Source organism: Micromonospora sp. NPDC049048, assembly GCF_043197615.1.
Classification (GTDB): domain Bacteria; phylum Actinomycetota; class Actinomycetes; order Mycobacteriales; family Micromonosporaceae; genus Micromonospora.
Genome location: NZ_JBICTM010000010.1, coordinates 71,041 through 96,379 on the forward strand (window position 1 = coordinate 71,041; position 25,339 = coordinate 96,379).

Consider the following 25,339-nt stretch of genomic DNA (forward strand, 5'->3'; position numbering starts at 1 on the left):
GGCGTCACCCGTCCACCTCGGCCGCGACCGGCACGTCGGGCAGCGCGCCCGCCTCGGCCGTGCACACCAGCACCGCCACCCCCGGTGTGTCCGGCGGGGAGAGCCGGCCGATGAGGTCGGTCAGCCGCCCACCGCCGGCCGGCCCGCCGGGCAGGTCGATCACCAGCGCCTCGGGCAGGCAGACCACGGCGCGGGCGAGCGCCACCCGGAACCGCTGCGCCTCCGACAGCAGGTGCGGCCTCAGCCCCAGCGTCGGGGCCAGCTCCAGCCGGTCGACCACCGTCGCCGTCCACGCGTCGGCCACCTCCCGCACCCGTTCCCGGCGGCGCTGGCCGTAGGCGATGTTGCGGCGCACCGTCAGGTGGGGCAGCAGCGCGCCGCCGGCCGGCACGTAGGCGATGCGGCGGCGCGGCGGCGGCAGGGTGGTCACCTCGCGGTCGCCGACCAGGATCCGGCCCGCGACGGGTGGGGTCAGCCCGCTCACCACCCGGGCGACGGCGGTGCCGACGGGCGGGGCCGCGACCAGGGCGGCCGTGGTGCCGGCGGGGACGTCGAGGGTCACGGCGGTGGTGTCGGGCACGGCGACGAGATCGCACAGTCGTAACGTGGTCATCACCTCCGGTGACCCGGGCAGTCGCCCCCAGGGTCGCACAACCGGGCGACAACCGGCGCCCCGTCACAGTCCCCTGTGGAAGGAGCGGGCCCAGGCCGGCACCGGTCCACCGGGCAGCCGCGGCCCTTCTCTTCCGCCGCGGCGGGCCGCGGGCACGCGTGGGAGCGACCGCCGCCCGGTCAGCCGGACTGGCGGGGCGGGAGACCGAGTCGCGCGCAGGCCTCCCGGTACATCCGCACCACCTCCTGCCGGATCTGGGCGCGTTCGGTCAGCCGGTACGCGAACGGCACCCGCACCGGGACCTCGACGTCGTCCACGCTGACGGCGAACTCCATGCCCTCGGCGTCCAGACCGGTGGCCCGGGCCCGGGTGGCCGCCGGTTGCCCGCCGAGCGTGCGGCAGATGAGCAGCGAGTCCCCGGCGTGGTCGTCGTTCATGTGCCGGCAGACGGCGGCGACCACGCCGGCGCCGAACGGGGCGCTCACGCGGCGCCCTCCACGTGCGCGGCCGGCACGAGGTGGGACAGGGCGGCGAGGACCTCGGTGTTGTGCCGGTACGCCACGAGCACCTCGTCCCGCAGCCGCGCCCGTCCCGCCTCGTCGAGCGGGAGGCCGTCCAGCCTGGCCCGGTAGGCGTCCTTGTACGCCTTCGGGCTGGGGATCCCGTCGAAGCGGTAGAACGCCGCGCCGGCGTCCCCGGTCAGCCCGTAGTGCCGGGCGACCGATCGTCCGATGTGCAGCCCGCCGGAGAGGTCGCCGAGATAGCGGGTGTAGTGGTGGGCGATGAACCGCTCGGGCGAGCCGGCGCGGACCTCGGCGAGGCGGGCGGCGTACGCGGCCGTCGCCGGGGTCGGCTCGATCCGCCGGCGCCAGTCGGGCCCGAGCAGGAACTCCAGGTCCGCGGCGAGCGCGGGCAGTCGGGTCAGCGCGTCGTCGACGAACGGGCCGGCGAGCGGGTCGTGGCGCACCGCCTCGGCGGCGTCCTCCAGCGCCTCGTAGATCACGTGGTACTGCACCACCAGTGCGGTGTAGGCGGCGCGGTCCAGGTCGCCGGCCAGCAGCGCGGAGACGTACCGCTGGGACTCGGCGCTCTGGTGGGCCTCCGCGCTGGCGGCGCGTAGTTCGGCCGAGAACGTGGTGGTCGGGCTCATGTCTCCTCCATGGTGACGGAAGTCCGGGCCGGTCGCCGCCGTCGTGGAACGACCAACGGTAGCCGGGTGTGGGGATGCGGCACGACCTCGACGTCGTGCCGGTACACCTCGCTGAGCAGTGGTGCGGTGAACACCTGCGCCGGCGGGCCGGCGGCGCGTACCCGCCCGTCGCAGAGCAGGGTGACGGTGTCGGCGTAGGCGCCGGCGAGGGTCAGGTCGTGCAGCACGGCCACCACGGCGTCGCCGGCCCGCGCCCGGTCCCGGGCGATGCTCATGACCAGCTCCTGATGGCCCAGGTCGAGGGCGGCGGTCGGCTCGTCGAGCAGCAGCACGGCGGCCCGCTGCGCGAGCACCCGGGCCAGCGCGACGCGCGCCTGTTCGCCGCCCGACAGCGACGGGTACGGCCGGTCGGCGAACCGGGTCACGTCGCAGCGCCCCAGCACGTCGGCGACGACCTCGTCGTCGTCGCCCTGTTCCGGCCGGCCCGCCCACGGCGCCCGTCCCATCCGCACCACCTCGTCGACGGTGAACGGGAAGTTCAGGGTGCTGCGCTGGGGCAGCACGGCGCGGCGCAGCGCCAGTTCCACCGGCGACCAGCCGTCCGGGGGCACTCCGTCGATCTCGACGGTGCCCGCCACGGGCGGCAGGTCACCGCTGACGGCCGCGAGCAGGGTGGACTTGCCCGCCCCGTTCGGGCCGACGAGGGCGTGCACCTCGCCGGAGCGGATCCGCAGGTCGACCCCGTCGAGCACCGCGCGCCCCGCGCGGGCGACGCGCAGGCCGGCGACCCGTACCCGGACCGTTCCCCGGGGCACCGGCGTCGGCACGCGCGGCGCCGCCCAACGACGCGGGACGCGCGCCCGGAGACGGTCCACCACCCCACCCCGCGCCGGGTTCATCCCCAGCCTCCGGCCCGGCTGCGGGTGCGGCGCAGCAGCCAGAAGAAGGCCGGCCCGCCGACGACGGCGGTGAGCACGCCGAGCGGGAGCTCCTGGTGCTCGACCAGGGTGCGGGCGGCCAGGTCGGCGGCGATCACCACGACCGCGCCGCCCAGCGCGCTGGCCGGTAGCAGCACGCGGTGTCCCGGCCCGGCGACCATCCGGACCAGGTGCGGCACCACCAGGCCGATGAAGCTGATGATGCCGGTGAAGGCCACGGCCGCCGCGCCGAGCAGCGCGGTGACCACGATCATGCGGATCCGCAGCCGTTCGACGTCGACCCCCAGGTGGCGGGCGGCGGGCTCGCCGAGGGCGAGCAGGTCGAGCCGGCGGGCGTCGGTGTACGCGACGGCCAGACCGGCCGCCAGGCAGGGCGCGGCCAGCGTGACCGCCGACCAGTTCGCCGACGCCAGGCTGCCCAGGTTCCAGAACGCGATGGCCTGCACCCCGGACTCGTCGGCGACGAACATGAGCAGTCCGATCACGGCACCGGCGACGGCGTTGACGGCGACGCCGGTCAGGACCAGGGTCACCACCTCGGTCCGGCCGTTGGCGCGGGCCAGCAGGTAGACCGCGTACGTGGTGGCGAGTCCGCCGGCGAAGGCGGCGGCGGGCACGGTCCAGGCACCCAGGACGGTGACCCCGGTGACGATGGCGAGGGCCGCGCCGACGGCCGCTCCGGCGGAGACACCGATGACGCCGGGCTCGGCCAGCGGGTTGCCGAACACGCCCTGCATGACGGCGCCGGCGCAACCGAGCGCGGCACCCACGACGGCGGCCAGGACCACCCGGGGGAAGCGGACGATCCAGAGCGCGTTCTCGCCCTGGGGGTTCGTCGGCAGGGCGCCGACGTCCAGGCCGAGCCGGTGCAGGACCGAGCCGAGCACCTCGGCGGGGGAGACCTGCACCTGCCCCCGGCCCGCCGCGACCAGGGCGATCAGCAGCAGGGCGGCGGAGAGGCCGGCGAGCAGCACCGGACCGCGCCGGGACGGGCGTGCGATGGGAGGCTTCGTCGGGGTCCGGACGGGGGTGTCGACGCGGGTCATGACGGACCGCCGCAGGAGTACACGGCGGCGGCCAGGGCCTGCACGGTCCGCCCCGACCGGGTGCCGAAGGTGAGCAGGGTGCCGTCGTCCATGTCGACGATCCGGCGGGCCGCCCCGGCCGGGGTCTGTGCGACCCCGGGAAGCTTCAGCAGGCCGTCGACACCGCCCACGGAGGCGAGCCCGGAGCTCATCACCAGGATCACGTCCGGCGCGGCGTTGATCAGTCCCTCGCTGGTCAGCGGGCGGAACTTCGCCAGGCCGATCTCGCTGCCGGCGTCCACGCCGCCGATCGCCTCGATCATCGCGTCCGAGCCCGCTCCCTCGCCGCCGATCAGGTAGACGCCGGCGGTGCCGCGCAGGTAGAGGAAGGCGATCCGGGGCGAGCGGCCCTCGGGCGCGCTCCGGCGGGCGGCGGCGATCTCGCTCTCGATCCGGGACACGAGCTGTTCGCCGGCCGCCGGGACCCCGAGGGCGGCGGCGACGGCGCGGACGTGTCCCGGCACGGCGGCCAGGGTCTGCTCGGCCTCGATGAGGACGACGGGGATGCCGGCGGCACGCAGCTGGCGGAGCACCTCCGGCGGCCCGATGCTGTCGTCGGCGAGTACCACGGTCGGGTTCAGCGCGAGCACCGACTCGGCCGACAGGTCGTGCCCGGCCGGGGTCACGACCGGCAGGTGCGCGGCCGCCGGGAACGTGGTCGAGGTGTCCCGGCCGATGACGTTGGCGCCGAGCCCGAGGCCGAACACCGTCTCGGCGATGGAGCCGTAGAGGTTCACCGGCAGGATGCGGCTGGCGTCGGTGACGGTGACGGCGGTGCCGTCGGCGGAGGTGACCGTGGCCGGCAGGACGGGTGTGGGCGCCGGGCGCAGGGCGGTGACGTCGGTGCTGTCCAGGGTGGCGGTGACCGGGCCGCAGCCCGCCGGGGCGATCGGCGTGGCGGAGGTGGCCGCGGCGCAACCGGTGAGCCCGAGGAGCAGCACCGCCAGGGCGACCGCCGGTACGAGGCGACGACGCCGGGCGGTCCCGCTCATCGGGCCCGCCCCCGGCGGCGCCAGGCGCGCAGGCCCAGCAGGGCCGTGGCCGACAGCGCGAGCACCAGCAGCCCGGCGGTCCATCCGCGACCGGATCCGGTGGCGGTGCTGACCCGGCTGATCGCCAGTTCGCTCGGCGCGGCGGCGGTCGGGGCGGCGTCCCCGGCGGCGACGGCCACCGGTGCACCGGCGGGGGCGGCGGGCGGGGCTGTCGTGGCGGCCGGCGCGGCGGCACCCGGCGTGCCGGCGGAAGCCGACGGGGCGCGGCCCGTGGCGGTGGCGCCCGAGGTCGGCGGGCGAGGGCTGGTCGGCGCGGGGGCAGCGCTGGCGAAGGTCGTCGGCACCCGGACGTCCTGCGAGCGGTCGGCGGCACGGGAGTGGTCGGTACGGGTCACCACCGCGCAGCGGCGGGTGGTGCAGTCGACGTCGCCGATGGTGGGGGTGACCCGCAGCGTGACCCGGAACGACCCGCCGGTCCCGTACGGCACGGCCAGCCCCTCGCCGTACGAGGGTGGGTTCGACGAGATCCAGTGCGACGCCCCGAGTGAACCGGTCGTGTCGGCCCCGCCGCCGCACGGGCTGGCCACCGCGCCGGCCCCGTTGTCCACACAGTACGCCACGTAGATGCCCTTGGTGACGTCGTACCCACGCCCGGTGACGGTGACGGTCGCGCCGGACCTGGCGAGCCCCGTGCTGGGGGTGACGCTGAGCGTCTGGCCCTCGGGGCCGCGCCCGGTGCCCGCGTACGCGGGTGGGGGCGCGGCGACGACGCCGAGGGCGACGAGGGCGGCGGCCAGGAAGACGTGACGCTGAGTTCGCATCGGACTCCTCACGAGGCGTCGGCGGCAAGGCCGGAGAATTTAGGTTTGGCTAACCTAAGTTACGAAGATCCAGTTCGCAAGGGGTTGTTCGGTCCGGATAGCCGACCCGAACGCAGATGGCCAACATCTTAGGGTTGCCTTACCTTACTGACTGTCCGTAGCGGATCAAGAGAAGGAATCCAGCATGATCCGATCCAGAGCCGGTCACGCCTGGCGGCGGTCGATGCGGTGGGCGGCGGTCGCCGCCGTCGGCCTGTCGGCCGCACTCGTGGGCGCCGGCCCCGCCTCGGCAGCCGAGGCAGACATCACCGGTGGCGCCCTGACCTGGGGATTCAAGAAGTCGTTCCGCACCTACGTCGCGACCGGTAACGGCACCCCGCCGATCGCGGCGAGCAACGGCGCCACCATCAACGCCGACGGCACGTTCACCTTCCCGTCGGCGGGGGGCACCCACGACGCCGCCACCGGTGCCACCAACGCGGAGTACGGCGGCACCGTCGTCTTCTCGTACCCCGCGCACATGTTCACCATCACCCTGGCCAACCCGACGGTCGCCGTCTCCGGCGGTGACGCCGTGCTGAAGGCGGACGTCGACCTGGTCACGTCGGCGGCCGAGCCGGTGTCGGTACGGCAGGCGACGATCGCGACGCTCGCGCTCGGTGGGAGCCCGGCGACGGGGGGCGGCAGCAACCTGGCCGCGACGCTGACCGCCGCCGGCGCCACGGCGTTCAACGGCTTCTACGCGGCGGGTGACGCGCTCGACCCGGTGTCGTTCACGTTCACCAGCGGCGACGCCGGGCCGGCGCGCCCGGCGGTGACCGTCACCCCGCCCGGCGGGCTCGACCCGTCGGGGGCGACGATCACGGTCGAGGGCTCCGGCTTCGACCCCGCCGCCAACGGCGCGGCCGGCATCTACGTCTCGTTCGGCCCCCGGGTCGACGAGCACTGGGCGAACGCCGGCGTGCTCCAGGTGACGAAGTGGGTCAACGCGACGAACGAGCCGACGGAGGCGCGGGACAGGCTCCACGCCGACGGGACGTTCCGCACCACGCTGCCGATCAGCGCGGTCTACACCGACCGCACCGGCAACCGGGTGGACTGCACCGCCGTGCAGTGCTACGTCATCACCTTCGCGGCCCGTGGCTCGGCGGATCGCAGCCAGGACACCTTCACGCCGGTCACCTTCGCGGGGACCGGCACCGGTGGGGGCGACGCCGAGCAGCGGATCACCGCCACCGTGAAGGGCGGTCCGCTGACGCTGGGCGTGGCCGGCTCCTCCGTCGCGCTGCCGGCCGTCACCAACGGCCAGGTCGCCAGCGGGGCACTGCACGACGCCACCGTGGCGGACCTGCGGGGCACCGACGCCGGCTGGAGCCTCGTCGGGCAGGTCTCCGACTTCACCTCCAGCACCGGCGGGGTCATCGCCGCGAACAACCTCGGCTGGGTGCCGAGCGCGGTCGCGGTCGACGACCCGTTGGCCGGCAGGACCGGCACGGTCGTACCGGGCGCGGTCGCCGCGCCCGGTGCCGGCCTCGGCGAGGCCCGGTCGCTGTGCACCTCGGCGGCCGGGGCCAGCGGTGGCACCTTCACCTGCGGTGCCCAGCTGAACCTCGGGGTGCCGGTGTCCGCCGCGGCGGGCGACTACGCGGCGACCCTCACCCTGACCCTCTCCTAGGTCGGCGCCGGAACACCGGTGGGGCGGGCCCGTCACGGCCCGCCCCACCGGCCGCGCCACCGCCATCCATCCACCCGGAGCCGGCAATGCCCCTCGTCACCCTCCTGTCCCGGACCTGTGTCACGCTCGTCGCCGCGCTGCTCGCGGCGGGGCCGGCGTCGGCGGCCGTCGCCGCCCCCGCGCCGACCGGCGCGCCGGCCTCCGGCCCGGCGACGCCCGGCCCCGCCGCGACCCGGTGGGCCGTACAGCCGTCGGGGCCCGACGGCCCGACCGGGCGCAACTACTTCATCTACGACCTGGCCCCCGGCGCCACCCTCACCGACCACGTCGGCGTCACCAACCTGAGCGACCGGCCGCTGACCTTCCAGGTGTACGGCACCGACGCCTACACCACCGCCGACGGCGCCTTCGCCCTGCTGCCGGCCGACCGGGCGGCCACCGACGTCGGCTCCTGGATCCGCTTCGACCGACAGGCCTGGACGGTGGCGCCCGGGCGCCGCGCCGACATCCCGTTCCGGCTGAGCGTGCCCGCCAACGCCACGCCGGGCGACCACGCGGGCGGGGTGATCGCCGCGATCGCCCAGGCCCGGACCACCGCCGACGGGCAGCAGGTCCGGGTGGACCAGCGACTGGCCGCGCGGGTCTACCTCCGGGTGAACGGTGACGTCCGCCCCGCCGTCGCCGTCGAGTCGGTCAGCGTCAGCTACGACAACCCGATCAATCCGGCCGGCGGCGGCGACGCCGTCGTCACCTATCGCGTACGCAACACGGGCAACGTGCGCGTCGCCGGGACGGGGACAGTGGCCGTCGAGGGGCCGTTCGGCTGGCGGCTGGCCCGTACGGCGCCGGTGGACCTGCCCGAGTTGCTGCCCGGCGGCGGCTTCACCGTCACCGAGCGGGTCACCGGCGTGCCGCCGGCCCTCCTGCTGACCGCCGAGATCGACCTGGCGCCGACCACCGTGGACACGGCGCTGCCACCGGTACGCCGTGCCGCGAGCACGTGGGCGCCCCCGTGGCTGCTGCTCGCCGCGCTGGCCGTGCTGGCGGGCTGGCTCACGGTCCGGCTGCGCCGCCGTGCCCGCGCCGCCCGTACGGCCGGCCCCGTCGCCGTGCCCCCGACCACCCGGCCGGTGACCGGCACCGCCGGCGGCGCGCCGTGACCCGGTTCCTACCGGCCACCGCCGTACTGCTCACGCTGGCCTCCCCGGTGCCCGCCGTGCCGACCCCGTCCACCGCCGCCACGCCCCCGCCGTCCGCCGCACCGGCGACGCCACGGATCGCCGTGCCGGCCGGCACGCTGCGGGCCGGCACGCAGATCCCGGTCACCCTCAGCGGCTGGCCGGCCGGCACCGTGCAGATCGAGGTCTGCGGCAACGCGGCACGCCGTGGCGCGCTCGACTGCGCGACCAGCGGGGCCGGGCACGGGCAGGTGCCGCCCTCGGGCACGGTCAGCCTGCCGGTGCGGCTCGCCGCCCCACCGGTCGGCTGCCCCTGCCTGTTGCGGGCCCGTACGCCCACCGGCGGCACCCAGGCCGCCGTCGCCCTGCCGCTGGCGGGCGTGAACGCGCCGCCCGCGCCCGTGTCGGGCGGCGCCGCGGAGCTGGTCGTCGCCGACCTGCGCGCCGCCGACCGCGCCGGGGTGGGGGGCTGGTTCGGGGTGCCGGGAGACCTGACGGTCGACCTCACCCTGCGCAACGTCGGCCCCGCCGACGCGGTGGACCCCCCGTTCTCGCTGCTGTTCGGCCGGCCCGGGCGGGTGCACACGTTCGTCGACGCCCCGCCGCTCGGCACGATCGGGGCCGGGCAGACCCGCGAGTACCGCATCCGCGTCCCGACGGACGTGACCGTCATCGGCCGGCACGAACTGCACGGTCGCATCGAGTCGCCCACCCGGCCCGTCGCCTTCACCGTCGAGACGGCCCGCTACCCCTGGGGCCTGCTGGGCCTGGCCGCCGCGCCGCTGCTGTGGGCGCTCGCGCGGCCGGGGCGGCGGCACCGACCGGCGCACCGGGCCGCCACCGGCGTGGCCCGGCCGCCCGCCGACCGGCGGACGTGACGCCGGACCCCGCCCGTGCCCGGTTCCCGGCCGGTCCGCCAGGCGCGACGACCCCGCTCCGCGCCCGGGGCCCGGCGCGACCGAGCCGGCCCGGATCTTGCGGGCTCAGGCCGGCGGGGGAGCGGTGCCGTGGTAGATCGCCGCCAGCCAGACGTCGCGCAGCACGTCGACCACGTCGCCCTCGGCCACCGCCGGCCCGTCGCCGGCGAACGTGGCGTACCAGACGCGCTCGTTCATGGAGTTCAGCGCGATGGCGAGGTCGCGGGCCGGCACGCCGTCGGGGGCCGCCCCGCGCCGCCGTTCGGCCTCGATCGCGGTCTCGATCGCGTGCACCCAGCGCTCCAGCACGGTCGCCCACAACTGGCGTACCTCCGCGTTGGTGCCGCGTACCTGGGCGCAGGCGAGCACCACCGCGCGGTGCGCGCCGAACGTCTCGTGGAACCGGCCGATCAGCTCCCGCCAGCGCGTGCGCGGGTCCTCGGCCAGCCGCTCCAGCACGTCCCCGGCGGCGGTGTCGGCCTCCTCGATGACCCGGTCCAGCAGCGTCAGCAGCACCGCGTCCTTGGACGGGAAGTAGAAGTAGAAGGTCGGCCGGGAGATGCCCGCTCCGCGCGCCAGCTCGTCGATGGAGATGTCGGCGAAGGGCCGCTGCCGCAGCAGCCGCTCGGCGGTGGCCAGGATGGCCAGCTCCCGTTCGTCGCCGGCGGAGCGCGCCGCGCGCCGTCCGCGCCCGGTGGCGCTGCCGGTGACCGTACGGGCGGGTGTCATGCCCGGTGACTCTACACCGGATCAACACACTGTCGATCGAACTCGACGCGGTGTTGACGCGCCTCGACAGTGGTGGCTAGTGTCCGGTGTCACACCGGCGGACGGAGACGAGATGGCCATCGACCATGTCGACGTGCTCATCGTCGGGGCCGGCCTGTCCGGCGTCGGCGCCGCCTGCCACCTGCGCCGCCGCTGCCCCGCAAAGACGTACGCGCTGCTGGAGTCCCGCGAGGCGATCGGCGGCACCTGGGACCTGTTCCGCTATCCCGGCATCCGGTCGGACTCCGACATGTTCACCCTCGGCTACTCCTTCAAGCCGTGGACCGACCCGAAGGCCATCGCCGACGGCGACTCGATCCGTGACTACGTCCGCCGCACCGCCGACGAGTACGGCGTCACCGACCACATTCGCTTCCGCCACCGCGTACTGCGGGCCGACTGGGACAGCGCCAGCGCCCGCTGGACGGTGCACGCCCACCGCGACGACACCGGCGAGACGGTCACCCTGACCTGCTCCTTCCTGTTCACCTGCGCGGGCTACTACCGCTACGACGCCGGCCACACCCCGCGCTTCGCGGGCACCGAACGGTTCGCCGGGCGGATCGTGCACCCGCAGCACTGGCCCGCCGACCTCGACCACACCGGCAAGCGGGTGGTGGTGATCGGCAGCGGCGCCACCGCCGTGACCCTGGTGCCGGCGATGGCCGAGCGGGCCGCCCACGTCACGATGCTCCAGCGCTCACCCACGTACGTCCTGGCGCTGCCGTCGCGCGACGTGCTCGCCGACGCGCTGCGGCGCTGGCTGCCCGCGAAGGCCGCGTATCCGGTGGTGCGCTGGAAGAACGTGCTGCTCTCCACCGCCAACTTCCAGCTCAGCCGGCGTGCGCCCGCCCTGGTCCGGCGGCTGCTGCTGCGCGCGGCCCGGGGCCGGCTGCCGGCCGGCTACGACGTCGACCGGCACTTCTCGCCCCGCTACGACCCCTGGGACCAGCGGCTGTGCGTGGTGCCCGACGGCGACCTGTTCACCTCGCTGGCGCGCGGGCGGGCGTCGATCGTCACCGACACCATCGAGACGTTCACCGAGCGGGGCGTCCGGCTCGCCTCCGGCGAGGAACTGGCCGCGGACGTCGTCGTCACCGCCACCGGGCTCAACCTGCTCGCCCTCGGCGGCATGACGCTGAGCGTGGACGGCGCGCGGGTGGACCTGCCGGAGACCGTCGCGTACAAGGGCATGATGCTCTCCGGGGTGCCGAACTTCGCGATGACCATCGGGTACACCAACGCCTCGTGGACGCTCAAGGCCGACCTGGTCGCCACCTACGTCTGCCGGCTGCTGCGGCACCTGGACCGCACCGGCCAGCAGGTCGTCACCCCGCTGCCGCCCCCCGACGGGGAGCGGGAGCCGATCATCGACCTGACTGCCGGCTACGTGCTGCGCAGCGTCGACGCCCTGCCGAAGCAGGGCACCCGGGCGCCGTGGCGGCTGCACCAGAACTATGCCCGGGACGTCCTGCTGATGCGGCACGGCCGGCTCACCGACCCCGGCGTGCGGTTCTCCCGCGCCGGCACACCGGAAAGGAGGACCGTCCGTGCGTAGGTTCGTCTTCACCGGCGGCACGGCCGTGGTGACCGGCGCCGCCAGCGGGATCGGGGAGGCCCTCGCCCACGCACTCGCCCGCCGGGGCAGCGACCTGGTGCTGGTCGACCGCGACGCGGGGCGGCTCGACGCCGTCGTCGCGGCGGTCCGTGCCGCGCACCCCGAACGGCAGCTCACCGCCTACGTGGTCGACCTGGCCGACGCCGCCGCCACCGCCCAGGTGGCCGAGGAGATCCGCCGGCGCCACCCGGCCGTACGACTGCTGGTCAACAACGCGGGGGTGGCGCTGGGCGGCCGGTTCGACCAGGTGAGCCTGGACGAGTTCAGCTGGGTCGTCGACGTCAACTTCCGGGCGGTGGTGCAGCTGACCCACGCGCTGCTGCCCACCCTGCGGGCCGAGCCGGGCGCGCACCTGGTCAACCTGTCCAGCCTCTTCGGGATCATCGCCCCCGCCGGGCAGACCGCCTACGCGGCCAGCAAGTACGCCGTGCGCGGCTTCACCGAGGCGCTGCGTCAGGAGCTGGCCGGCGACGGCATCGGGGTGACCTGCGTACACCCGGGCGGCATCCGCACCCGGATCGCGCAGAACGCCCGGGTGGGCAGCGGCGTGCCCGCCGAGGAGTTCGAGACCGGCCGCCGGCAGTTCGAGAGACTGCTGACCATCGACCCCGCCAGGGCCGCCGAGGTGATCCTGCGCGGCGTGCACCGCCGCCGGGGCCGGGTGCTGATCGGCTGGTCGGCGAAGCTGCCCGATCTGCTGGCCCGGGTGGCGCCGGTGTCGTACCAGCGGGTCCTGGCCTTCGGGCTCAACCGGATCGCGGGCGAGCCCGCCCGCCGGCTCACCACCGGGCCGCCCGCCCCCACGCAGCGGCAGCCGGAGGCGACCCCGGCGGCCGACACCGCCGGGGAGCCGGCGTGAGCGCCCCGGCCCGGCGGCACGTCACCGTCGACGGCCGGCGCGTGTGCCACCGCGTCGACGGCGACGGGCCACCGGTGCTGCTGCTGCACGGCATCGGCCGCACCCTGCGCGACTTCACCGAGCTGCACGAACTGCTCGCCGAGCGGTTCCGGGTGCACAGCGTCGACCTGCCCGGCTACGGCGGTTCGCTGCCGATGGCCCGCCCCTGCACCCTGCCGGCGCTGGGCGAGTTCGCCGCCCGCTACCTCGACGCCGTGGGCGTCGACCAGCCGGCGCACGTGGTCGGCAACTCCCTCGGCGGTGCGGTCGCCATGCGCCTCGCGGCGTCCGAACCGGACCGGGTGGCCAGCCTGACGTTGGTCAACAGCGCCGGCTTCGGCCGGGAGGTGACCATCGCACTGCGGCTGCTGGCGCTGCGCCCGCTGGGCCGGCTGCTGCTGCGGCCCAACCGCTGGGCCGCCCGCCGCGTGGAGCGCGCCCTCTTCCACGACCCGGCCCTCGCCACCGCCGAACGCGTCGCCCACGCCCTGGCGGTCGCCCGCCAGCCGTACGCCGCCCGGGTCATGCTGGAGACCGCGCGCAGCCTCGGCACCTTCCGTGGCGTGAGCCCGCAGTGGCGGGAGGAACTGTTGGCCGAGGTGGCGCGGCTCGACCTGCCCACCCTGGTCGTCTGGGGCGACCGGGACCTGATCCTGCCGGCGACGCACCTCGACGCCGCCCGGTCCCGGCTGCCGAAGGCGCGCTCCCACCTGTTCGCCGACTGCGGGCACATGCCGCAGATCGAGTGCGCCGAGGAGTTCCACCGCCTGCTCGTGGACTTCTGGGCCGAGGCCGCCGTCGGCAGGTGAGGGGGCGGCGGCACGGGGAAAGCGGGCCCGGTGCCCGAGCTGACCCTCTTTCTCGGCGGCGACGTGATGACCGGCCGGGGCGTGGACGCGATCCTGCCCGCCCCCGGCCCGCCCGAGCTGCGCGAACCGGCGGTACGCGACGCCCGCGACTACGTCGAGCTGGCCCGGGCCGTCAGCGGGCCGATGCCGCGTCCGGCGCCCCCGACCTGGCCGTGGGGCGAGGCGCTCGACCTGCTCGACGCCGTACGGCCCGACGCGCGGGTGGTCAACCTGGAGACCGCGGTGACCGGCCGGGGCGGGCACGCCCCGGCCAAGGCCATCCACTACCGGATGCACCCGGCGAACCTGGCCTGCCTGACCGCGGCCCGGCTCGACGTCTGCGCCCTGGCCAACAACCACAGCCTCGACTTCGGCCCGGTGGGGCTCACCGACACCCTCGACGCCCTCGCCGCCGCCGGCATCGCCACGGCGGGCGCCGGCCGGGACGCGGCGGCGGCCTGGCGGCCCGCCCGGGTGCCGCTGCGCGCGGGCGGCCGGCTGCTCGTCTGGTCGGTGGCCGTACCGTCGAGCGGGGTGCCCCCGCCCTGGGCGGCCACCACCGGGGCGCCCGGGGTGGCGTACCTGCCGGAGGTCTCGGTCGCCACGGCGGACGCGCTGGCCGGGCGGATCGCCGCCGCGGCCGGGCCGGGGGACCGGGTGCTGGTCTCCGTGCACTGGGGCACCAACTGGGGGTACGAGGTGCCGCCCGCGCACGTCGACTTCGCCCACCGCCTCGTCGACGCCGGCGTGGACGTGGTGCATGGTCACTCGTCGCACCACCCCCGCCCCGTCGAGGTGTACCGCGACCGGCTGATCCTCTACGGCTGCGGCGACCTGGTCGACGACTACGAGGGGATCGGCGGGCGGGAGGCGTACCGGCCGTGGCTGCGGCTGCTGTGGCTGCCGACCCTCGACGCGGCCACCGGGGCGCTGCGGCGACTGCGGGCGGCCCCGGTGCGGATGCGCCGGATGCGGTTGGAGCGGGCCGCGCCCGACGAGACCCGCTGGCTGGCGGGGCTGCTCGACGGCTTCGGCCCGCCGTTCGCATCCGGGTTCGTCCCCGACGGCGACGGGCTGCTGACGCTGCGCGCGCACTGACGGTGGCCCGCGCCACGTCCGGCGGGGGCGCGGGGGCACGCCCGGGCGGCCGACCCACCATAGATACATGACGCATCCCTCCCCGGTGGGCCGGACGGCCGCTCCCTCGGCCGCCGAGCGGGCCTACCGGCACCTCAAGCGCGAGATCCTGGAGCAGATCCACCCGGGCGGCTCGCTGATCAGCGAGGGGGAGATCGCCGACGCCACCGGGGTCTCCCGCACCCCCGTCCGGGAGGCGCTGCTGCGCCTGGAGGCGGAGGGACTGGTCCGGCTCTATCCCAAGCGGGGCGCGCTGATCCGCCCGGTCTCCGCCCGGGAGATCAACGACGTGATCGAGGCGCGGCGGCTGGTCGAGCTGCACGCCGCCGAGCGGGTCTGGCCCCGGCGTACGGCGCTGCGGGGCGACCTCGCCGCCCGGCTGGCCGAGATGCGTGACGCGCACGCCGCCGGCGACCTGACCGCGCTGATGCTGGCCGACCGGGCCTTCCACGCCACCGTGGTGGAGGCGGCCGGCAACGAGATTTTCGCCGAGCTGTACCAGCGGCTGCGCGACCGGCAACTGCGGATGGGCGAGGCCAGCTTCCGGCTCTCGCCCGGCTGGGCCGAGACGGCGCTCACCGAGCACGCCGAGCAGGTCGCGGCGCTCGACTCCGACGACCCCCGGCGCTGGCTCGCCGCCGTCGCCGCGCACATCGACAACGCCGCGGCCGTGCTGCGGGCCCTGCGGTGAGGGTGCTGACCGCACCGGACTCCGCGCGCCGGTCCGGAGCCGGCCTCGTCTGGGCCGTGGCCGTGGCCGCGTACGTGGCCGCCGTGTTCCACCGCGGCTCGCTCGGCGTCACCGCCGTCGACGCCGCGCACCGCTTCGAGGTCAACGCCTCGGCGCTGGCCACCTTCTCCGTCGCCCAGCTCGCCGTGTACGCGGCGATGCAGGTCCCGGTGGGGGTGCTGCTCGACAGGTTCGGCTCCCGCCTGCTGCTCATCGCCGGCGGCGCGCTGATGGTCGCCGGCCAGCTCTGCTTCGCCCTCGCCACCGACGTGCCCCTGGCGATCGCCGGCCGCGTGCTGATCGGGCTCGGCGACGCGATGACCTTCATCAGCGTGCTGCGCATCGTGGCGCTGTGGTTCCCGGGCCGGCGCTACCCGATGATGACCCAGCTGACCGGCACGCTCGGCCAGCTCGGAGCGATCCTCGGCGCCCTGCCGCTGGTGGCGCTGCTGCACTGGGCGGGCTGGACCTCCGCCTTCCTCACCGCCGCCGCCGTCGGGGCGAGCGTGCTGCTGATGGTCGTCGTCGCCGTCCGGGACACCCCGGGCGGACCGCCCCCGGCCGGCGCGACGCCCACCCTCACCGACGTACGCCGGGAACTGCTCGCCGCGTGGGCGGCGCCGGGCACCCGCCTGGGGCTCTGGACACACTTCGTCACCCAGTTCTCCGGGGCCGTGTTCGCCCTGCTCTGGGGGTACCCCTTCCTGGTGCAGGGCCAGGGGCTCAGCCCGACCGCGGCGGCCTCGCTGCTCACCCTGATGACCGCCGCCATGCTGCTCATGGGGCCGGTGGTCGCGCACCTCTGCGCCCGGCACCCGTTCCACCGCTCGGTGCTGGTCTTCGCGATCACCGGCGCCACCGCCGCGGTCTGGGCCGTCGTGCTCGCCTGGCCGGGACGGGCGCCGGCCTGGCTGCTGGTGGTGCTGGTGCTGGTGCTCGCCGTCAACGGCCCGGGCTCCCTCATCGGGTTCGACTACGCGCGCAGCTTCAACCCGGTGAACCGGATCGGCAGCGCCACCGGCGTCGTCAACGTCGGCGGCTTCGTCGCCTCGATCGTGCTGGTGCTGGCCGTCGGCCTGGTGCTCGACCTGGCCACCCCCGCCGGACAGACCACCCCGGACCTGACCGCCTTCCGGTGGGCCTTCGCCGTGCAGTACGTCCTCTGGGCGCTCGGCGCGGTGCAGGTGCTGCGCTACCGCAACGCGGCCCGCCGCGAACTCGCCGCGCGGGCACCCGCCGCGACGCCGACCTGACCCCCGGCTCGCGCCCGGTGCCCGCCGGAAGAGGCCCGGCCGCCCGGGTCACGGGGATAACCGCCCGTCGACCCCGGATCGTCCGCGACGATCGGGGTAGTTTCGCCCGAGGAACGTGATCGGGGTGTCGCGTCAGCGCACCGACGGGACGGCGGCGCGACGCGTCGGCGTGGATCAGGAGGAACCGTGAGCCAGCAGGTCAGGGGAGTCATCTCCCGCAGCAAGGGCGCGCCGGTCGAGGTGACCACGATCGTGCTGCCGGATCCGGGGCCGGGTGAGGCGATCGTACGCATCCAGTCCTGCGGGGTCTGCCACACCGACCTGCACTACCGGGAGGGCGGCATCAACGACGACTACCCGTTCCTGCTGGGGCACGAGGCCGCCGGCGTCGTCGAGCAGGTCGGGCCGGGCGTGGACACCGTCGCGCCCGGCGACTTCGTGGTGCTCAACTGGCGGGCCGTCTGCGGCGTGTGCCGGGCCTGCCGCCGAGGCCGCCCGTGGTACTGCTTCGCCACCCACAACGCCACGCGGAAGATGACCCTCACCGACGGCACCGAGCTCACGCCGGCCCTGGGCATCGGCGCCTTCGCGGAGAAGACCCTGGTGCACGCCGGCCAGTGCACCAAGGTCGACCCGGCGGCCCGGCCCGCCGCCGTCGGGCTGCTCGGCTGCGGCGTGATGGCCGGCCTCGGCGCCGCCATGAACACCGGCGGGGTCACCCGGGGCGACTCGGTGGCCGTGATCGGCTGTGGCGGCGTCGGCGACGCGGCGGTCGCCGGTGCCGCGCTGGCCGGCGCGACGACGATCGTCGCCGTGGACACCGACCCCCGCAAGCTCGACTGGGCCCGGAAGTTCGGCGCCACCCACACCGTCAACGCCCGGGAGGACGACCCGGTCGAGGCGATCCGCGCCGCCACCGGTGGCTTCGGCGCCGACGTGGTGATCGACGCGGTTGGCCGCCCCGAGACCTGGAAGCAGGCCTTCTACGCCCGCGACCTCGCCGGCACCGTCGTGCTGGTGGGCGTACCGACTCCGGAGATGACCGTCGACCTGCCGCTGCTGGACGTCTTCGGCCGGGGCGGCGCGCTGAAGTCGAGCTGGTACGGCGACTGCCTGCCCAGCCGCGACTTCCCCCTGCTCACCGAGCTCTACCTGCAGGGCCGGCTCGACCTGGACGCCTTCGTCACCGAGGAGATCGCCCTGGACCAGGTCGAGGAGGCGTTCGCCCGGATGCACCGCGGCGACGTGCTGCGCTCGGTGGTGGTGCTCTGATGACGGCCCGCGTCGACCACGCCGTCACCTCCGGCACGTTCTCCCTCGACGGCCAGACCTTCGACGTCGACAACAACGTGTGGGTGGTCGGCGACGACACCGAGTGCGTCGTCGTCGACGCTCCCCACGACGTCGACGCGATCCTGGCCGCCGTCGGCGACCGGCGGGTCCGGGCGATCCTCGCCACCCACGCGCACGACGACCACGTCCGGGTGGCCCCGGTGCTGGCCCGGGCCACCGGCGCGCCGGTGCTGCTGCACCCCGCCGACCGGGTGCTGTGGGACATGGTGCACCCCGACGAGGCGCCGGGCGGGGACCTGCGCGACGGGCAGGTCGTCGAGGTGGCCGGCACCGCGTTGACCGTGCTGCACACACCCGGCCACAGCCCCGGCGCGTGCAGTTTCCACGCGCCGCAGCTCGGCGTGGTGTTCACCGGCGACACGCTCTTCGCCGGCGGGCCGGGGGCGACGGGGCGCTCGTACAGCGACTTCGGCACGATCGTCGCCTCGATCCGGGACCGGCTGCTCACCCTCCCGCCGGAGACGGTCGTGCACACCGGGCACGGGGAGAGCACCAGCATCGGCGTGGAAGCTCCCCACCTCGACGAGTGGCTGGCCCGGGGGCACTGATCCCGAGCCCCGGCGGCGGCCCGGGGAGCCGTCCAGCGGCTGTCCGGGCCGCCGCCGCGTCGTCGCCCCACCCGCCCCGGCTGTCCTCGCCGCCGGGCCGTGACCAGCAGGTCGACGCGACCGCTCGTCTAGGCTCTGCCGACATGACGGACGACGCCGGCAGCCCTCCCGCCGTACGCCAGTTGCGCCTGGTGGTGGAGGCCGAGGACTACGACGCCGCGGTGGCGTTCTTCCGGGACGCGCTGGGCATGCCCGAACAGGCCGCGTTCGCCGGGGAGGGGGACGCGCGGGTGGTGATCCTCGACGCCGGCCGGGCCACGCTGGAGATCGCCAACCCGGCGCAGAAGCGGATGATCGACGAGGTGGAGGTCGGCCGGCAGGTCGCCCCGAAGCTGCGGGTGGCCTTCGAGGTGGACGACAGCCGCGCCGCCACCCGCCGCCTGGTCTCCGCCGGCGCCACCGAGATCGCCCCGCCCACGGTGACGCCGTGGCAGTCGCTCAACGCGCGCCTCGACGCCCCGGCGGGCCTCCAGATCACCCTCTTCCAGGAGCTGCGCGGCGGCGACGAAGGGGCAGCGCCGGGCGACCCCGGCACACGCGACGACAGAGCGTGAGCGGGCGGCCCACGCCGCCCCGATCGCTTGCGCGCCGGCCTCGGTGGGCCGTCCCGCAGGGCCGACACACGTCACTCTCCAGCACCTCAAGCAGCTCTGGCACGTCCTGGTCCGGTTCGGCGCCCGCGCGACGCCCGGGTACGCCGCTGCGCCTCGGTGCCGCGTACCGCCTGCGGCTGCCCGGCCGGGGCGTTGGTGCCCCTGCGTCCGGTCCGTCGAGTGACCCCGGTCGCAGCTGATCGGGGTCGGTGCATTTCCGGAATGACCGACAGGCCCGGCTGGTTGTGTCCCCCAGACCGCCGGAGCCGAAACCCCGTCCGGCGCGGAATTTCCCCCCAGGAGTGCTCATCCAGGGAGCGCTTCGCCTGACCGAAAGGGCAACCATCGTGAAGTACGACTTCACTCGATGGCTCCCGGCCATCGCGAAGGACTCGAAGGATCCGAACCGCAAGATCGCGCTGAGCGTGGTGGGTGTGGCTGCCCTCGGTGGCCTCGCGCTGGGGCCGACGGCGGTGGCCGCACCGGTCACGTCCGCGCCCCACGAGGGTGCCGTGGCGGCGATCGAGCAGGCCACCGGCAAGACCCTGCCGGGCCCGGCCGAGGAGTCGGCACCGACCACGGGCGGTACGACCACCAAGCCGTCCGCCGGGAAGCCCAGCCGCGAGGAACTCATCCCGCACGGCGTGCAGGGCGCCCAGTCGCGCATTCCGCTCGACGACGCGCAGCTCGCCAACGCCAAGGCCATCATCGAGGAGGCCAAGGAGACCGGCGTGGGTGAGCGGGGCGCCGTCATCGGGATCGCCACCTCGCTGCAGGAGTCGAAGCTCTACAACCTCGGCCACCTCGGGGCGTACAACGACCACGACTCGCAGGGCCTGTTCCAGCAGCGCCCGTCGTCGGGTTGGGGTTCGCCCGACCAGATCACCGACCCCGAGTACGCCTCGCAGGCGTTCTTCCGGGCGCTCAAGAACGTCGGCGGCTGGCAGGACCTGCCGCTGACCTCCGCCGCACAGACCGTGCAGGTCTCGGCCTACCCCTTCGCGTACGCGCAGTGGGAGGAGCAGGCGGCGGACATCGTCGCCCAGCTCTGGTGACGGTCGTGTGACACCGGCCGGCCCCCGCACCCGGGAGGCCGGCCGGTCCCGTCCGTGCCGGCGACGCGCCGCATCCGGACCGCTGTCCGGCCGGCAGCCAGGGTGCAGCGTCTCGTCGTGGTGGGCCAGCCCGGCCCTGTCGGAGTTGCCCCGCCCACGAGACCACTTCCCGCCCGGGCTCGCCCGCCATCGGAGGCCACCGGTGGAACACCAGGGGCGTCACCGGGGCCGGGAGACCCCCCTGGTGTTCCACCGGTGGCCGTCGCCCAGCGCTTTTGCTCTCGACTCCGTCCCGCGCGCGGCGTTCGGTTCAGGCCACGGTGTCCGGGTGGCGGCTCGCGGCGTCGGGGTTGCCCGGTGGGCGGGGTGTCCGGTTCGGGGGTGTGACCGGCCGCATCGTGGGGGTGGAATCGTGGCCGGGGCGGGGTCGTTACACCATGCGTACGGCTGAGCAAGGCCAACCCCGTTCCGTGCGGGCAGGGGCCATCGTCCGAGGGAACGAGGCCACACCGCCTCGATCGAGGTGGCGGGCTGGGATCCCGGGGAATGGTGGCGGGCCGGTCGTGGTTACACATGGTCGCGGTCGACGTGAGGGCATTCCCCTGCCCCGCGGGACAGCCCGGTTTCCGCAGGCTGGCGTGACCGATCTGATCTTCCTCCAGTCTCTTGCTGGAGTTTCCCCTTTGAGTTCGTTGGGCGCCTGACGGTGCTTGCATCCGCGTGTAGCCGATCCCCCTCGGTGCGTGGGTGTCGACCCCCGAATGGAGCATCTGTGATGAACACGATTCTGCGTAAGAGCGTTCTTGGTGTTGCGGGTCTGGCGTTTGCCGGTGGCGTGTTCGCGGGTCCGGCTGCCGCGCATGCCGCGCCGGTGGTGGAGTCGGTGCCGGTGGCGGTGCAGGCTGACAAGCCGTCGGTCTTCAAGGGCAAGCTGGTGCCGCATGGCGTGCAGGGCGCGCAGTCGCGGGTCGACCTGTCCGACGAGCAGGTGGCCAACGTGAAGGCGATCATCGCGGCGACGAAGAAGGCCGGTATGGACGAGCGGGCGGCCGTGGTGTCGATCGCGACCGCGTTGCAGGAGTCGAAGCTGGAGAACCTGGGTCACCTGGGTGACCGCAACGACCACGACTCGCAGGGCCTGTTCCAGCAGCGTCCGTCCAGCGGGTGGGGCACGGTCGAGCAGATCACCGACCCCGAGTACTCGACGACGGCGTTCCTGAAGGGCCTGAAGCAGGTCGACGGATGGCAGGACATGCCGCTGACGAAGGCCGCGCAGACGGTGCAGGTGTCGGCGTACCCGGACCACTACGCCCAGTGGGAGCAGATGGCCGCCGACCTGGTCGCCGAGCACTGGAACAACTGACCCGCGCACGTGAATGAGTGATGCCGCTGGCCGGTACCCCACCCGGGGTGCCGGCCAGCGGCATGCCCGGACTCGTTCGCCGGTCTCGGCCGCGCCGTGCCCGAGCAGCGCACGTCGTCATCTGCGGTGCCCGAGAATGACGTCGACCAGGGCCGCGACGAGCGCGAGCGCGATCACGCCGGCGGCCAGCAGCAGCGAGTGCCGGAAGGCCAGGGAGAAGTTCCCGCTGGCGGCCAGCGAGGAGAAGAAGACCGAGCCGACCGCCGCGATCCCGGCGGCGGAACCGATCCGCTGGCCCGTCTGGAGCATGCCCGCCCCGCTGCCTGCCTGCGGTACCGGCACCTCGGACAGCGTCAGGGTCTGGTTCGGCGCGATCACCAGGCCGCTGCCCAGCCCGGCGACCAGCAGGGGCGCCGCGGTCAGCCACGGCACGGCGGCACCGCGCGGGGCCCGGTCCAGCACGACGACCACCGTGACGAGCCCGACCACGACGATGAGCAGCCCGACCGCGACCAGCGGACGACCGAAGCGGTTGACGATCCGACCGCCGAGCGCGGACGCCGCTGCCGAGCCCAGCGCGAACGGGGTGACGGCCAGGCCGGCGACCAGCGCGCTGTAGCCGAGACCGTTCTGCAGGTAGAGCGTGAAGATGAAGAAGATCGCGGTGAACCCGCCGAAGTAGACCAGCGCGATCAGCGCCCCCAGCAGGTACGACCGGAAGCGGAAGAGCCCGAGGTCGAACAGCGGTTCCTGGTGTCGGGCGTACCACCGCTCCCACACGCCGAAGGCGGTCAGGGCGAGCAGCCCCGCCGGCACGAGCAGCCACTTCGCCTGGCTCCGCCACTGCTGCTGCACCAGCGGCAACAGCACGAGCAGCACGCCGGCGCCGAGCAGCAGCACCCCGACGGGGTCCAGCCGCCGGCGGTCGTGCGGGCCCGCCGGGCGACCGGGGAGCAGCCGCCAGCCGAGGACCACCGCGAGGATGCCGACGGGGACGTTGACGAAGAACACCCACCGCCAGCCGTGCTCCTGGCCGCCGACGGCGATCAGCAGGCCGCCGAGCAGCGGGCCGACGGCCGTGGAGACGCCGATGGTGGCCCCGAGCAGCCCGAACGGGCGGCCCCGTTCGGGTCCCCGGAAGAGTTCCTGGATCAGCCCGGTGACCTGCGGGTTGACCACCCCGGCGGCGGCTCCCTGGAGCAGCCGGGCGGCGATCAGCCAGCCGGGCGAGGCGGCCAGCCCGGCCAGCGCGCTGGCCAGCGTGAACAGGGCGATCCCGAAGACGAACGCCGAACGTCGGCCCCGCGCGTCACCGAAGCGCCCGGCCGAGACCAGGACCAGCCCGAACGTGAGGGCGTACCCGGACAGCACCCACTGCAGGTCGCTGGGGGAGGCACCGAGGGCGCGCTCCATCGACGGGATGGCGACGTTGACGATGCTCACGTCGAGCAGCGTCATGAAGGCGGCGACCAGCCCGACGCCGAGGGCCCGCCAGCGCCGCCGGTCGTCCGGCGACGCGGTGGCGTCGGCCGGTGGCGCGTCCGGCGGGCTCATCCCGCCTCCCGCGCAACGGCGACCGGGCACCGCCGAGCGCTGCCCCGATCCCGGGGAGGCGAACCATCATGTGGCGCGCGGCGCCTCACGCCATCTGGCGGGCACAGAACCTTGGTCCGAAGTCCAGACCCGCCATCGGCGAGTCCTCCCGGTGCAACAGGTTCTTCTCCGTGAGCTGGTGCAGTGGTGCCCGCAACTGCTCCTCGGTGAGGCCGGCCTCCTCGGCGATCAGGTCCGGGTACGGAACCTGGCCCCGGGCCTCGAGCGCCGCGACGGCGTCGTACACCCGTTCCTCGACATCCGACAGCTGCACCTGCCGCATCGCTTGCCCCCTTCGCCTGGCCCCGCCTCCGGTACGGGCGGTTGCGCCGCGCGGTTACCCGCTGGGCGACCGAAGATGCCCACCCGATCGGGCGGTGCCGCCGTCGCGCCGAGGCCGCCGGACGTGGCGGCTTGCCCTAGGCTGCATCAGTGATCGTCTGGGATCTCGCCGTCGTCGGCGCCGGCCCCGCCGGGCTCTCCGCCGCCCACGCCGCAGCCCGCTCGGGGGTGCGCACGCTGGTCCTGGAGCGCGCCGCGCACCCGCGCTACAAGACCTGCGGGGGCGGGCTGATCGGCACTTCGCTCGCGGCGGTGGCCGACCGGATCGAGGTACCCGCGCACGACCGGGTCGACCGGGTGACGTTCACCCGGGACGGGCGACGCCGCTTCACCCGCCACCATCGCGGCGGTCCGCTGGTGGCCATGGTGCGCCGCGAGGAGTTCGACGACCGGCTGCGCGCGGCCGCGGTCGCCGCCGGCGCGGAGGTCCGCGAGCGGGTGGCGGTCCGCGCGGTCGAGCAGGACCCCGACGTCGTACGCCTCAGGCTCGCCGACGGCGAGACGGTCCACGCGCGGGCGGTCATCGGGGCGGACGGCTCCTCGGGCGTGACCGGCCGGCACGTGGGTGTCCGCCACCGGCAGGTGGACCTGGGGCTGGAGCTGGAGCTGCCCGTGCCGCCGGGGGAGCAGGCCCGCTGGCGGGGCCGCCTCCTGCTGGACTGGGGTCCGCTGCCCGGCTCGTACGCCTGGGTCTTCCCCAAGGGTGACCGCCTGACGGTCGGGGTCATCGCCGCCCGGGGTGAGGGGGAGCGGACCAGGGCCTACCTGCGTGGGTTCGTCGACCGGCTGGGCCTGTCCGGGGTGGAACCCGCCCACGACTCCGGCCACCTGACCCGTTGCCGTGCCGAGGACTCGCCGCTGCGTCGGGGCCGCGTCCTGGTCGCCGGCGACGCGGCGGGGCTGTTGGAGCCGTGGAGCCGCGAGGGGATCAGTTACGCGCTGCGCTCGGGCGAGCTGGCCGGCGCGGCGGTCGCCGCCGGTGACCTGGCGGGATACGAGGGCGCGGTCGCGCGGGACCTGGTGCCGTCCATGCGCGCCGGGCACCGGCTGCTCGACGTGTTCAACCGGCGGCCGGGGGTCTTCCACGCGTTGCTGGCCACCCCGCCGGGGTGGCGGATGTTCGTGCGGTTCTGCCAGGGGCGGGCGAGCTTCGACGAGACCTTGCGCCGGGCCCCGGTACGGGCCGCGTTGGCGCTGCTGGACCGGTTACCGGCCCGCTGAGAGCCGTACCCCGTCCGGTGGCGATCCGTCCGGTGGCGCGAGCGATACCGGGTGCCCGGCCAACATCCACTCGGCCCACGTTTTCACCCAGGATCCTAGGATGCCTTAGCGGTGGTGCGCGCGGTCACGACGGTGGACAATGACGCTGTCCACAGCAGAGCTACGCCGAGGGAGAGCGGTGATGGCGGAAGGCCACGCCAGCCCGTCGTTCACCGACGAGGACTACACCTTCCTGCGGCACGTACGCTTCGGCGAGATGCCGCCCGCGGTCCGGCCGGAGGAGCGGACCGCCCTGACCGAGACCGATCCTCGGCGGGATCAGCCGGACCCCGGCGACGCGCAGGACCGGTGGGATCTGCGGCACGGGGCCTGACGGCCGCCTCGACCGGTCACCGTCGAGGCGGCCCGGCCTCCCGGCCGGCGCCACGGCCGGCGTGTGCGCGCCGACACTTCGGCGACTCAGATCTCCCTCACGAAGAGAAGCGGCCGGGGGGGGGGGGGGGGGGGGGGGCCCCGCCCCCCCCCGCCCCCCCCCCCAAAAAGCCCCCCCCCCCCCCCCCCAACCCCCCCCGAGGGGCGCCGGAGATAGC

General features: G+C 75.1%; 26 protein-coding genes. 16 read left to right on the forward strand and 10 right to left on the reverse strand.

The window, feature by feature from the left end:
- Nucleotides 1-4: 4 nt before the first annotated feature.
- The 7 genes from ACGFIG_RS27085 to ACGFIG_RS27115 all read right to left on the reverse strand — a co-directional run bounded on the left by ACGFIG_RS27085 (nucleotide 5) and on the right by ACGFIG_RS27115 (nucleotide 5,599).
- Nucleotides 5-613 (reverse strand): ATP-binding cassette domain-containing protein, encoded by a 609-nt coding sequence (locus ACGFIG_RS27085; protein WP_393007553.1) that lies wholly within the window; start codon nucleotides 611-613, stop codon nucleotides 5-7.
- Between the two features lie 179 nt (nucleotides 614-792).
- Nucleotides 793-1,098: a DUF2470 domain-containing protein gene (locus ACGFIG_RS27090; RefSeq protein ID WP_393007555.1), complete on the reverse strand. Its 306-nt coding sequence runs from the start codon at nucleotides 1,096-1,098 to the stop codon at nucleotides 793-795.
- Nucleotides 1,095-1,763 carry a heme oxygenase (biliverdin-producing) gene (locus tag ACGFIG_RS27095; protein ID WP_393007556.1) on the reverse strand — a complete coding sequence of 223 codons (669 nt, stop codon included), beginning with the start codon at nucleotides 1,761-1,763 and terminating at the stop codon, nucleotides 1,095-1,097. The genes ACGFIG_RS27090 and ACGFIG_RS27095 overlap by 4 nt, the downstream gene beginning before the upstream one ends.
- A complete protein-coding gene (locus tag ACGFIG_RS27100) occupies nucleotides 1,760-2,638 on the reverse strand; it encodes a heme ABC transporter ATP-binding protein (RefSeq protein WP_393007558.1) in 879 nt (292 codons plus the stop codon). Before ACGFIG_RS27100 ends, ACGFIG_RS27095 begins: the two co-directional genes overlap by 4 nt.
- Before the next feature lie 20 nt (nucleotides 2,639-2,658).
- A complete protein-coding gene (locus ACGFIG_RS27105) occupies nucleotides 2,659-3,747 on the reverse strand; it encodes a FecCD family ABC transporter permease (RefSeq protein WP_393007560.1) in 1,089 nt (362 codons plus the stop codon).
- The gene (locus ACGFIG_RS27110; RefSeq protein ID WP_393007562.1) at nucleotides 3,744-4,778 is read right to left on the reverse strand and encodes a hemin ABC transporter substrate-binding protein; all 1,035 of its coding nucleotides are present in this window, start codon (nucleotides 4,776-4,778) and stop codon (nucleotides 3,744-3,746) included. Before ACGFIG_RS27110 ends, ACGFIG_RS27105 begins: the two co-directional genes overlap by 4 nt.
- A complete protein-coding gene (locus tag ACGFIG_RS27115) occupies nucleotides 4,775-5,599 on the reverse strand; it encodes a hypothetical protein (protein ID WP_393007564.1) in 825 nt (274 codons plus the stop codon). Before ACGFIG_RS27115 ends, ACGFIG_RS27110 begins: the two co-directional genes overlap by 4 nt.
- A gap of 184 nt (nucleotides 5,600-5,783) precedes the next feature.
- On the opposite strand from ACGFIG_RS27115, the gene ACGFIG_RS27120 reads away from it, so the two are divergent.
- The 3 genes from ACGFIG_RS27120 (at nucleotide 5,784) to ACGFIG_RS27130 (ending at nucleotide 9,330) form a co-directional block, all read left to right on the forward strand.
- Nucleotides 5,784-7,274 carry an HtaA domain-containing protein gene (locus tag ACGFIG_RS27120; RefSeq protein WP_393007566.1) on the forward strand — a complete coding sequence of 497 codons (1,491 nt, stop codon included), beginning with the start codon at nucleotides 5,784-5,786 and terminating at the stop codon, nucleotides 7,272-7,274.
- 86 nt (nucleotides 7,275-7,360) lie between these two features.
- On the forward strand, nucleotides 7,361-8,434 hold the full coding sequence (locus tag ACGFIG_RS27125; RefSeq protein ID WP_393007568.1) for a WxL protein peptidoglycan domain-containing protein: 1,074 nt from the start codon (nucleotides 7,361-7,363) through the stop codon (nucleotides 8,432-8,434).
- Nucleotides 8,431-9,330, forward strand: coding sequence for a hypothetical protein (locus tag ACGFIG_RS27130; RefSeq protein WP_393007570.1), 900 nt, complete (start codon nucleotides 8,431-8,433; stop codon nucleotides 9,328-9,330). The genes ACGFIG_RS27125 and ACGFIG_RS27130 overlap by 4 nt, the downstream gene beginning before the upstream one ends.
- Nucleotides 9,331-9,435: 105 nt before the next feature.
- Here ACGFIG_RS27130 and ACGFIG_RS27135 read toward each other — a convergent pair whose 3' ends face one another.
- Nucleotides 9,436-10,098 carry a TetR/AcrR family transcriptional regulator gene (locus ACGFIG_RS27135; protein WP_393007572.1) on the reverse strand — a complete coding sequence of 221 codons (663 nt, stop codon included), beginning with the start codon at nucleotides 10,096-10,098 and terminating at the stop codon, nucleotides 9,436-9,438.
- A 112-nt stretch (nucleotides 10,099-10,210) separates the two neighbouring features.
- Here ACGFIG_RS27135 and ACGFIG_RS27140 point away from each other — a divergent pair, with 112 nt between their 5' ends.
- The 11 genes from ACGFIG_RS27140 to ACGFIG_RS27190 all read left to right on the forward strand — a co-directional run bounded on the left by ACGFIG_RS27140 (nucleotide 10,211) and on the right by ACGFIG_RS27190 (nucleotide 21,593).
- Nucleotides 10,211-11,695: a flavin-containing monooxygenase gene (locus tag ACGFIG_RS27140; RefSeq protein ID WP_393007574.1), complete on the forward strand. Its 1,485-nt coding sequence runs from the start codon at nucleotides 10,211-10,213 to the stop codon at nucleotides 11,693-11,695.
- Nucleotides 11,688-12,614 (forward strand): SDR family NAD(P)-dependent oxidoreductase, encoded by a 927-nt coding sequence (locus ACGFIG_RS27145; RefSeq protein WP_393007576.1) that lies wholly within the window; start codon nucleotides 11,688-11,690, stop codon nucleotides 12,612-12,614. The genes ACGFIG_RS27140 and ACGFIG_RS27145 overlap by 8 nt, the downstream gene beginning before the upstream one ends.
- Nucleotides 12,611-13,462 (forward strand): alpha/beta fold hydrolase, encoded by an 852-nt coding sequence (locus ACGFIG_RS27150; RefSeq protein WP_393007577.1) that lies wholly within the window; start codon nucleotides 12,611-12,613, stop codon nucleotides 13,460-13,462. The genes ACGFIG_RS27145 and ACGFIG_RS27150 overlap by 4 nt, the downstream gene beginning before the upstream one ends.
- Nucleotides 13,463-13,492: 30 nt before the next feature.
- On the forward strand, nucleotides 13,493-14,599 hold the full coding sequence (locus ACGFIG_RS27155; RefSeq protein ID WP_393007579.1) for a CapA family protein: 1,107 nt from the start codon (nucleotides 13,493-13,495) through the stop codon (nucleotides 14,597-14,599).
- 67 nt (nucleotides 14,600-14,666) lie between these two features.
- The gene (locus ACGFIG_RS27160; protein WP_393007581.1) at nucleotides 14,667-15,329 is read left to right on the forward strand and encodes a GntR family transcriptional regulator; all 663 of its coding nucleotides are present in this window, start codon (nucleotides 14,667-14,669) and stop codon (nucleotides 15,327-15,329) included.
- 2 nt (nucleotides 15,330-15,331) lie between these two features.
- The gene (locus tag ACGFIG_RS27165; protein ID WP_393007583.1) at nucleotides 15,332-16,621 is read left to right on the forward strand and encodes a nitrate/nitrite transporter; all 1,290 of its coding nucleotides are present in this window, start codon (nucleotides 15,332-15,334) and stop codon (nucleotides 16,619-16,621) included.
- 186 nt (nucleotides 16,622-16,807) lie between these two features.
- Nucleotides 16,808-17,893 (forward strand): S-(hydroxymethyl)mycothiol dehydrogenase, encoded by a 1,086-nt coding sequence (locus tag ACGFIG_RS27170; RefSeq protein WP_393007585.1) that lies wholly within the window; start codon nucleotides 16,808-16,810, stop codon nucleotides 17,891-17,893.
- On the forward strand, nucleotides 17,893-18,522 hold the full coding sequence (locus ACGFIG_RS27175; RefSeq protein ID WP_393007587.1) for an MBL fold metallo-hydrolase: 630 nt from the start codon (nucleotides 17,893-17,895) through the stop codon (nucleotides 18,520-18,522). The genes ACGFIG_RS27170 and ACGFIG_RS27175 overlap by 1 nt, the downstream gene beginning before the upstream one ends.
- 143 nt (nucleotides 18,523-18,665) lie before the next feature.
- A complete protein-coding gene (locus ACGFIG_RS27180) occupies nucleotides 18,666-19,136 on the forward strand; it encodes a VOC family protein (RefSeq protein WP_393007589.1) in 471 nt (156 codons plus the stop codon).
- Between the two features lie 386 nt (nucleotides 19,137-19,522).
- Nucleotides 19,523-20,230, forward strand: coding sequence for a hypothetical protein (locus ACGFIG_RS27185; RefSeq protein WP_393007591.1), 708 nt, complete (start codon nucleotides 19,523-19,525; stop codon nucleotides 20,228-20,230).
- A gap of 775 nt (nucleotides 20,231-21,005) precedes the next feature.
- Nucleotides 21,006-21,593, forward strand: a complete 588-nt coding sequence (locus ACGFIG_RS27190; RefSeq protein ID WP_393007593.1) for a hypothetical protein — start codon at nucleotides 21,006-21,008, stop codon at nucleotides 21,591-21,593.
- Between the two features lie 117 nt (nucleotides 21,594-21,710).
- Here ACGFIG_RS27190 and ACGFIG_RS27195 read toward each other — a convergent pair whose 3' ends face one another.
- Entirely contained in the window at nucleotides 21,711-23,147 is a 1,437-nt protein-coding gene (locus ACGFIG_RS27195) for an MFS transporter (RefSeq protein ID WP_393007595.1), read from the reverse strand.
- An 85-nt stretch (nucleotides 23,148-23,232) separates the two neighbouring features.
- A complete protein-coding gene (locus tag ACGFIG_RS27200) occupies nucleotides 23,233-23,469 on the reverse strand; it encodes a hypothetical protein (RefSeq protein ID WP_132239717.1) in 237 nt (78 codons plus the stop codon).
- A gap of 149 nt (nucleotides 23,470-23,618) precedes the next feature.
- Here ACGFIG_RS27200 and ACGFIG_RS27205 point away from each other — a divergent pair, with 149 nt between their 5' ends.
- Together ACGFIG_RS27205 and ACGFIG_RS27210 are read left to right on the forward strand one after the other, a co-directional pair.
- The gene (locus ACGFIG_RS27205) at nucleotides 23,619-24,749 is read left to right on the forward strand and encodes a geranylgeranyl reductase family protein (RefSeq protein ID WP_393007597.1); all 1,131 of its coding nucleotides are present in this window, start codon (nucleotides 23,619-23,621) and stop codon (nucleotides 24,747-24,749) included.
- A 181-nt stretch (nucleotides 24,750-24,930) separates the two neighbouring features.
- A complete protein-coding gene (locus ACGFIG_RS27210; protein WP_393007599.1) occupies nucleotides 24,931-25,122 on the forward strand; it encodes a hypothetical protein in 192 nt (63 codons plus the stop codon).
- Nucleotides 25,123-25,339 lie beyond the last annotated feature (217 nt).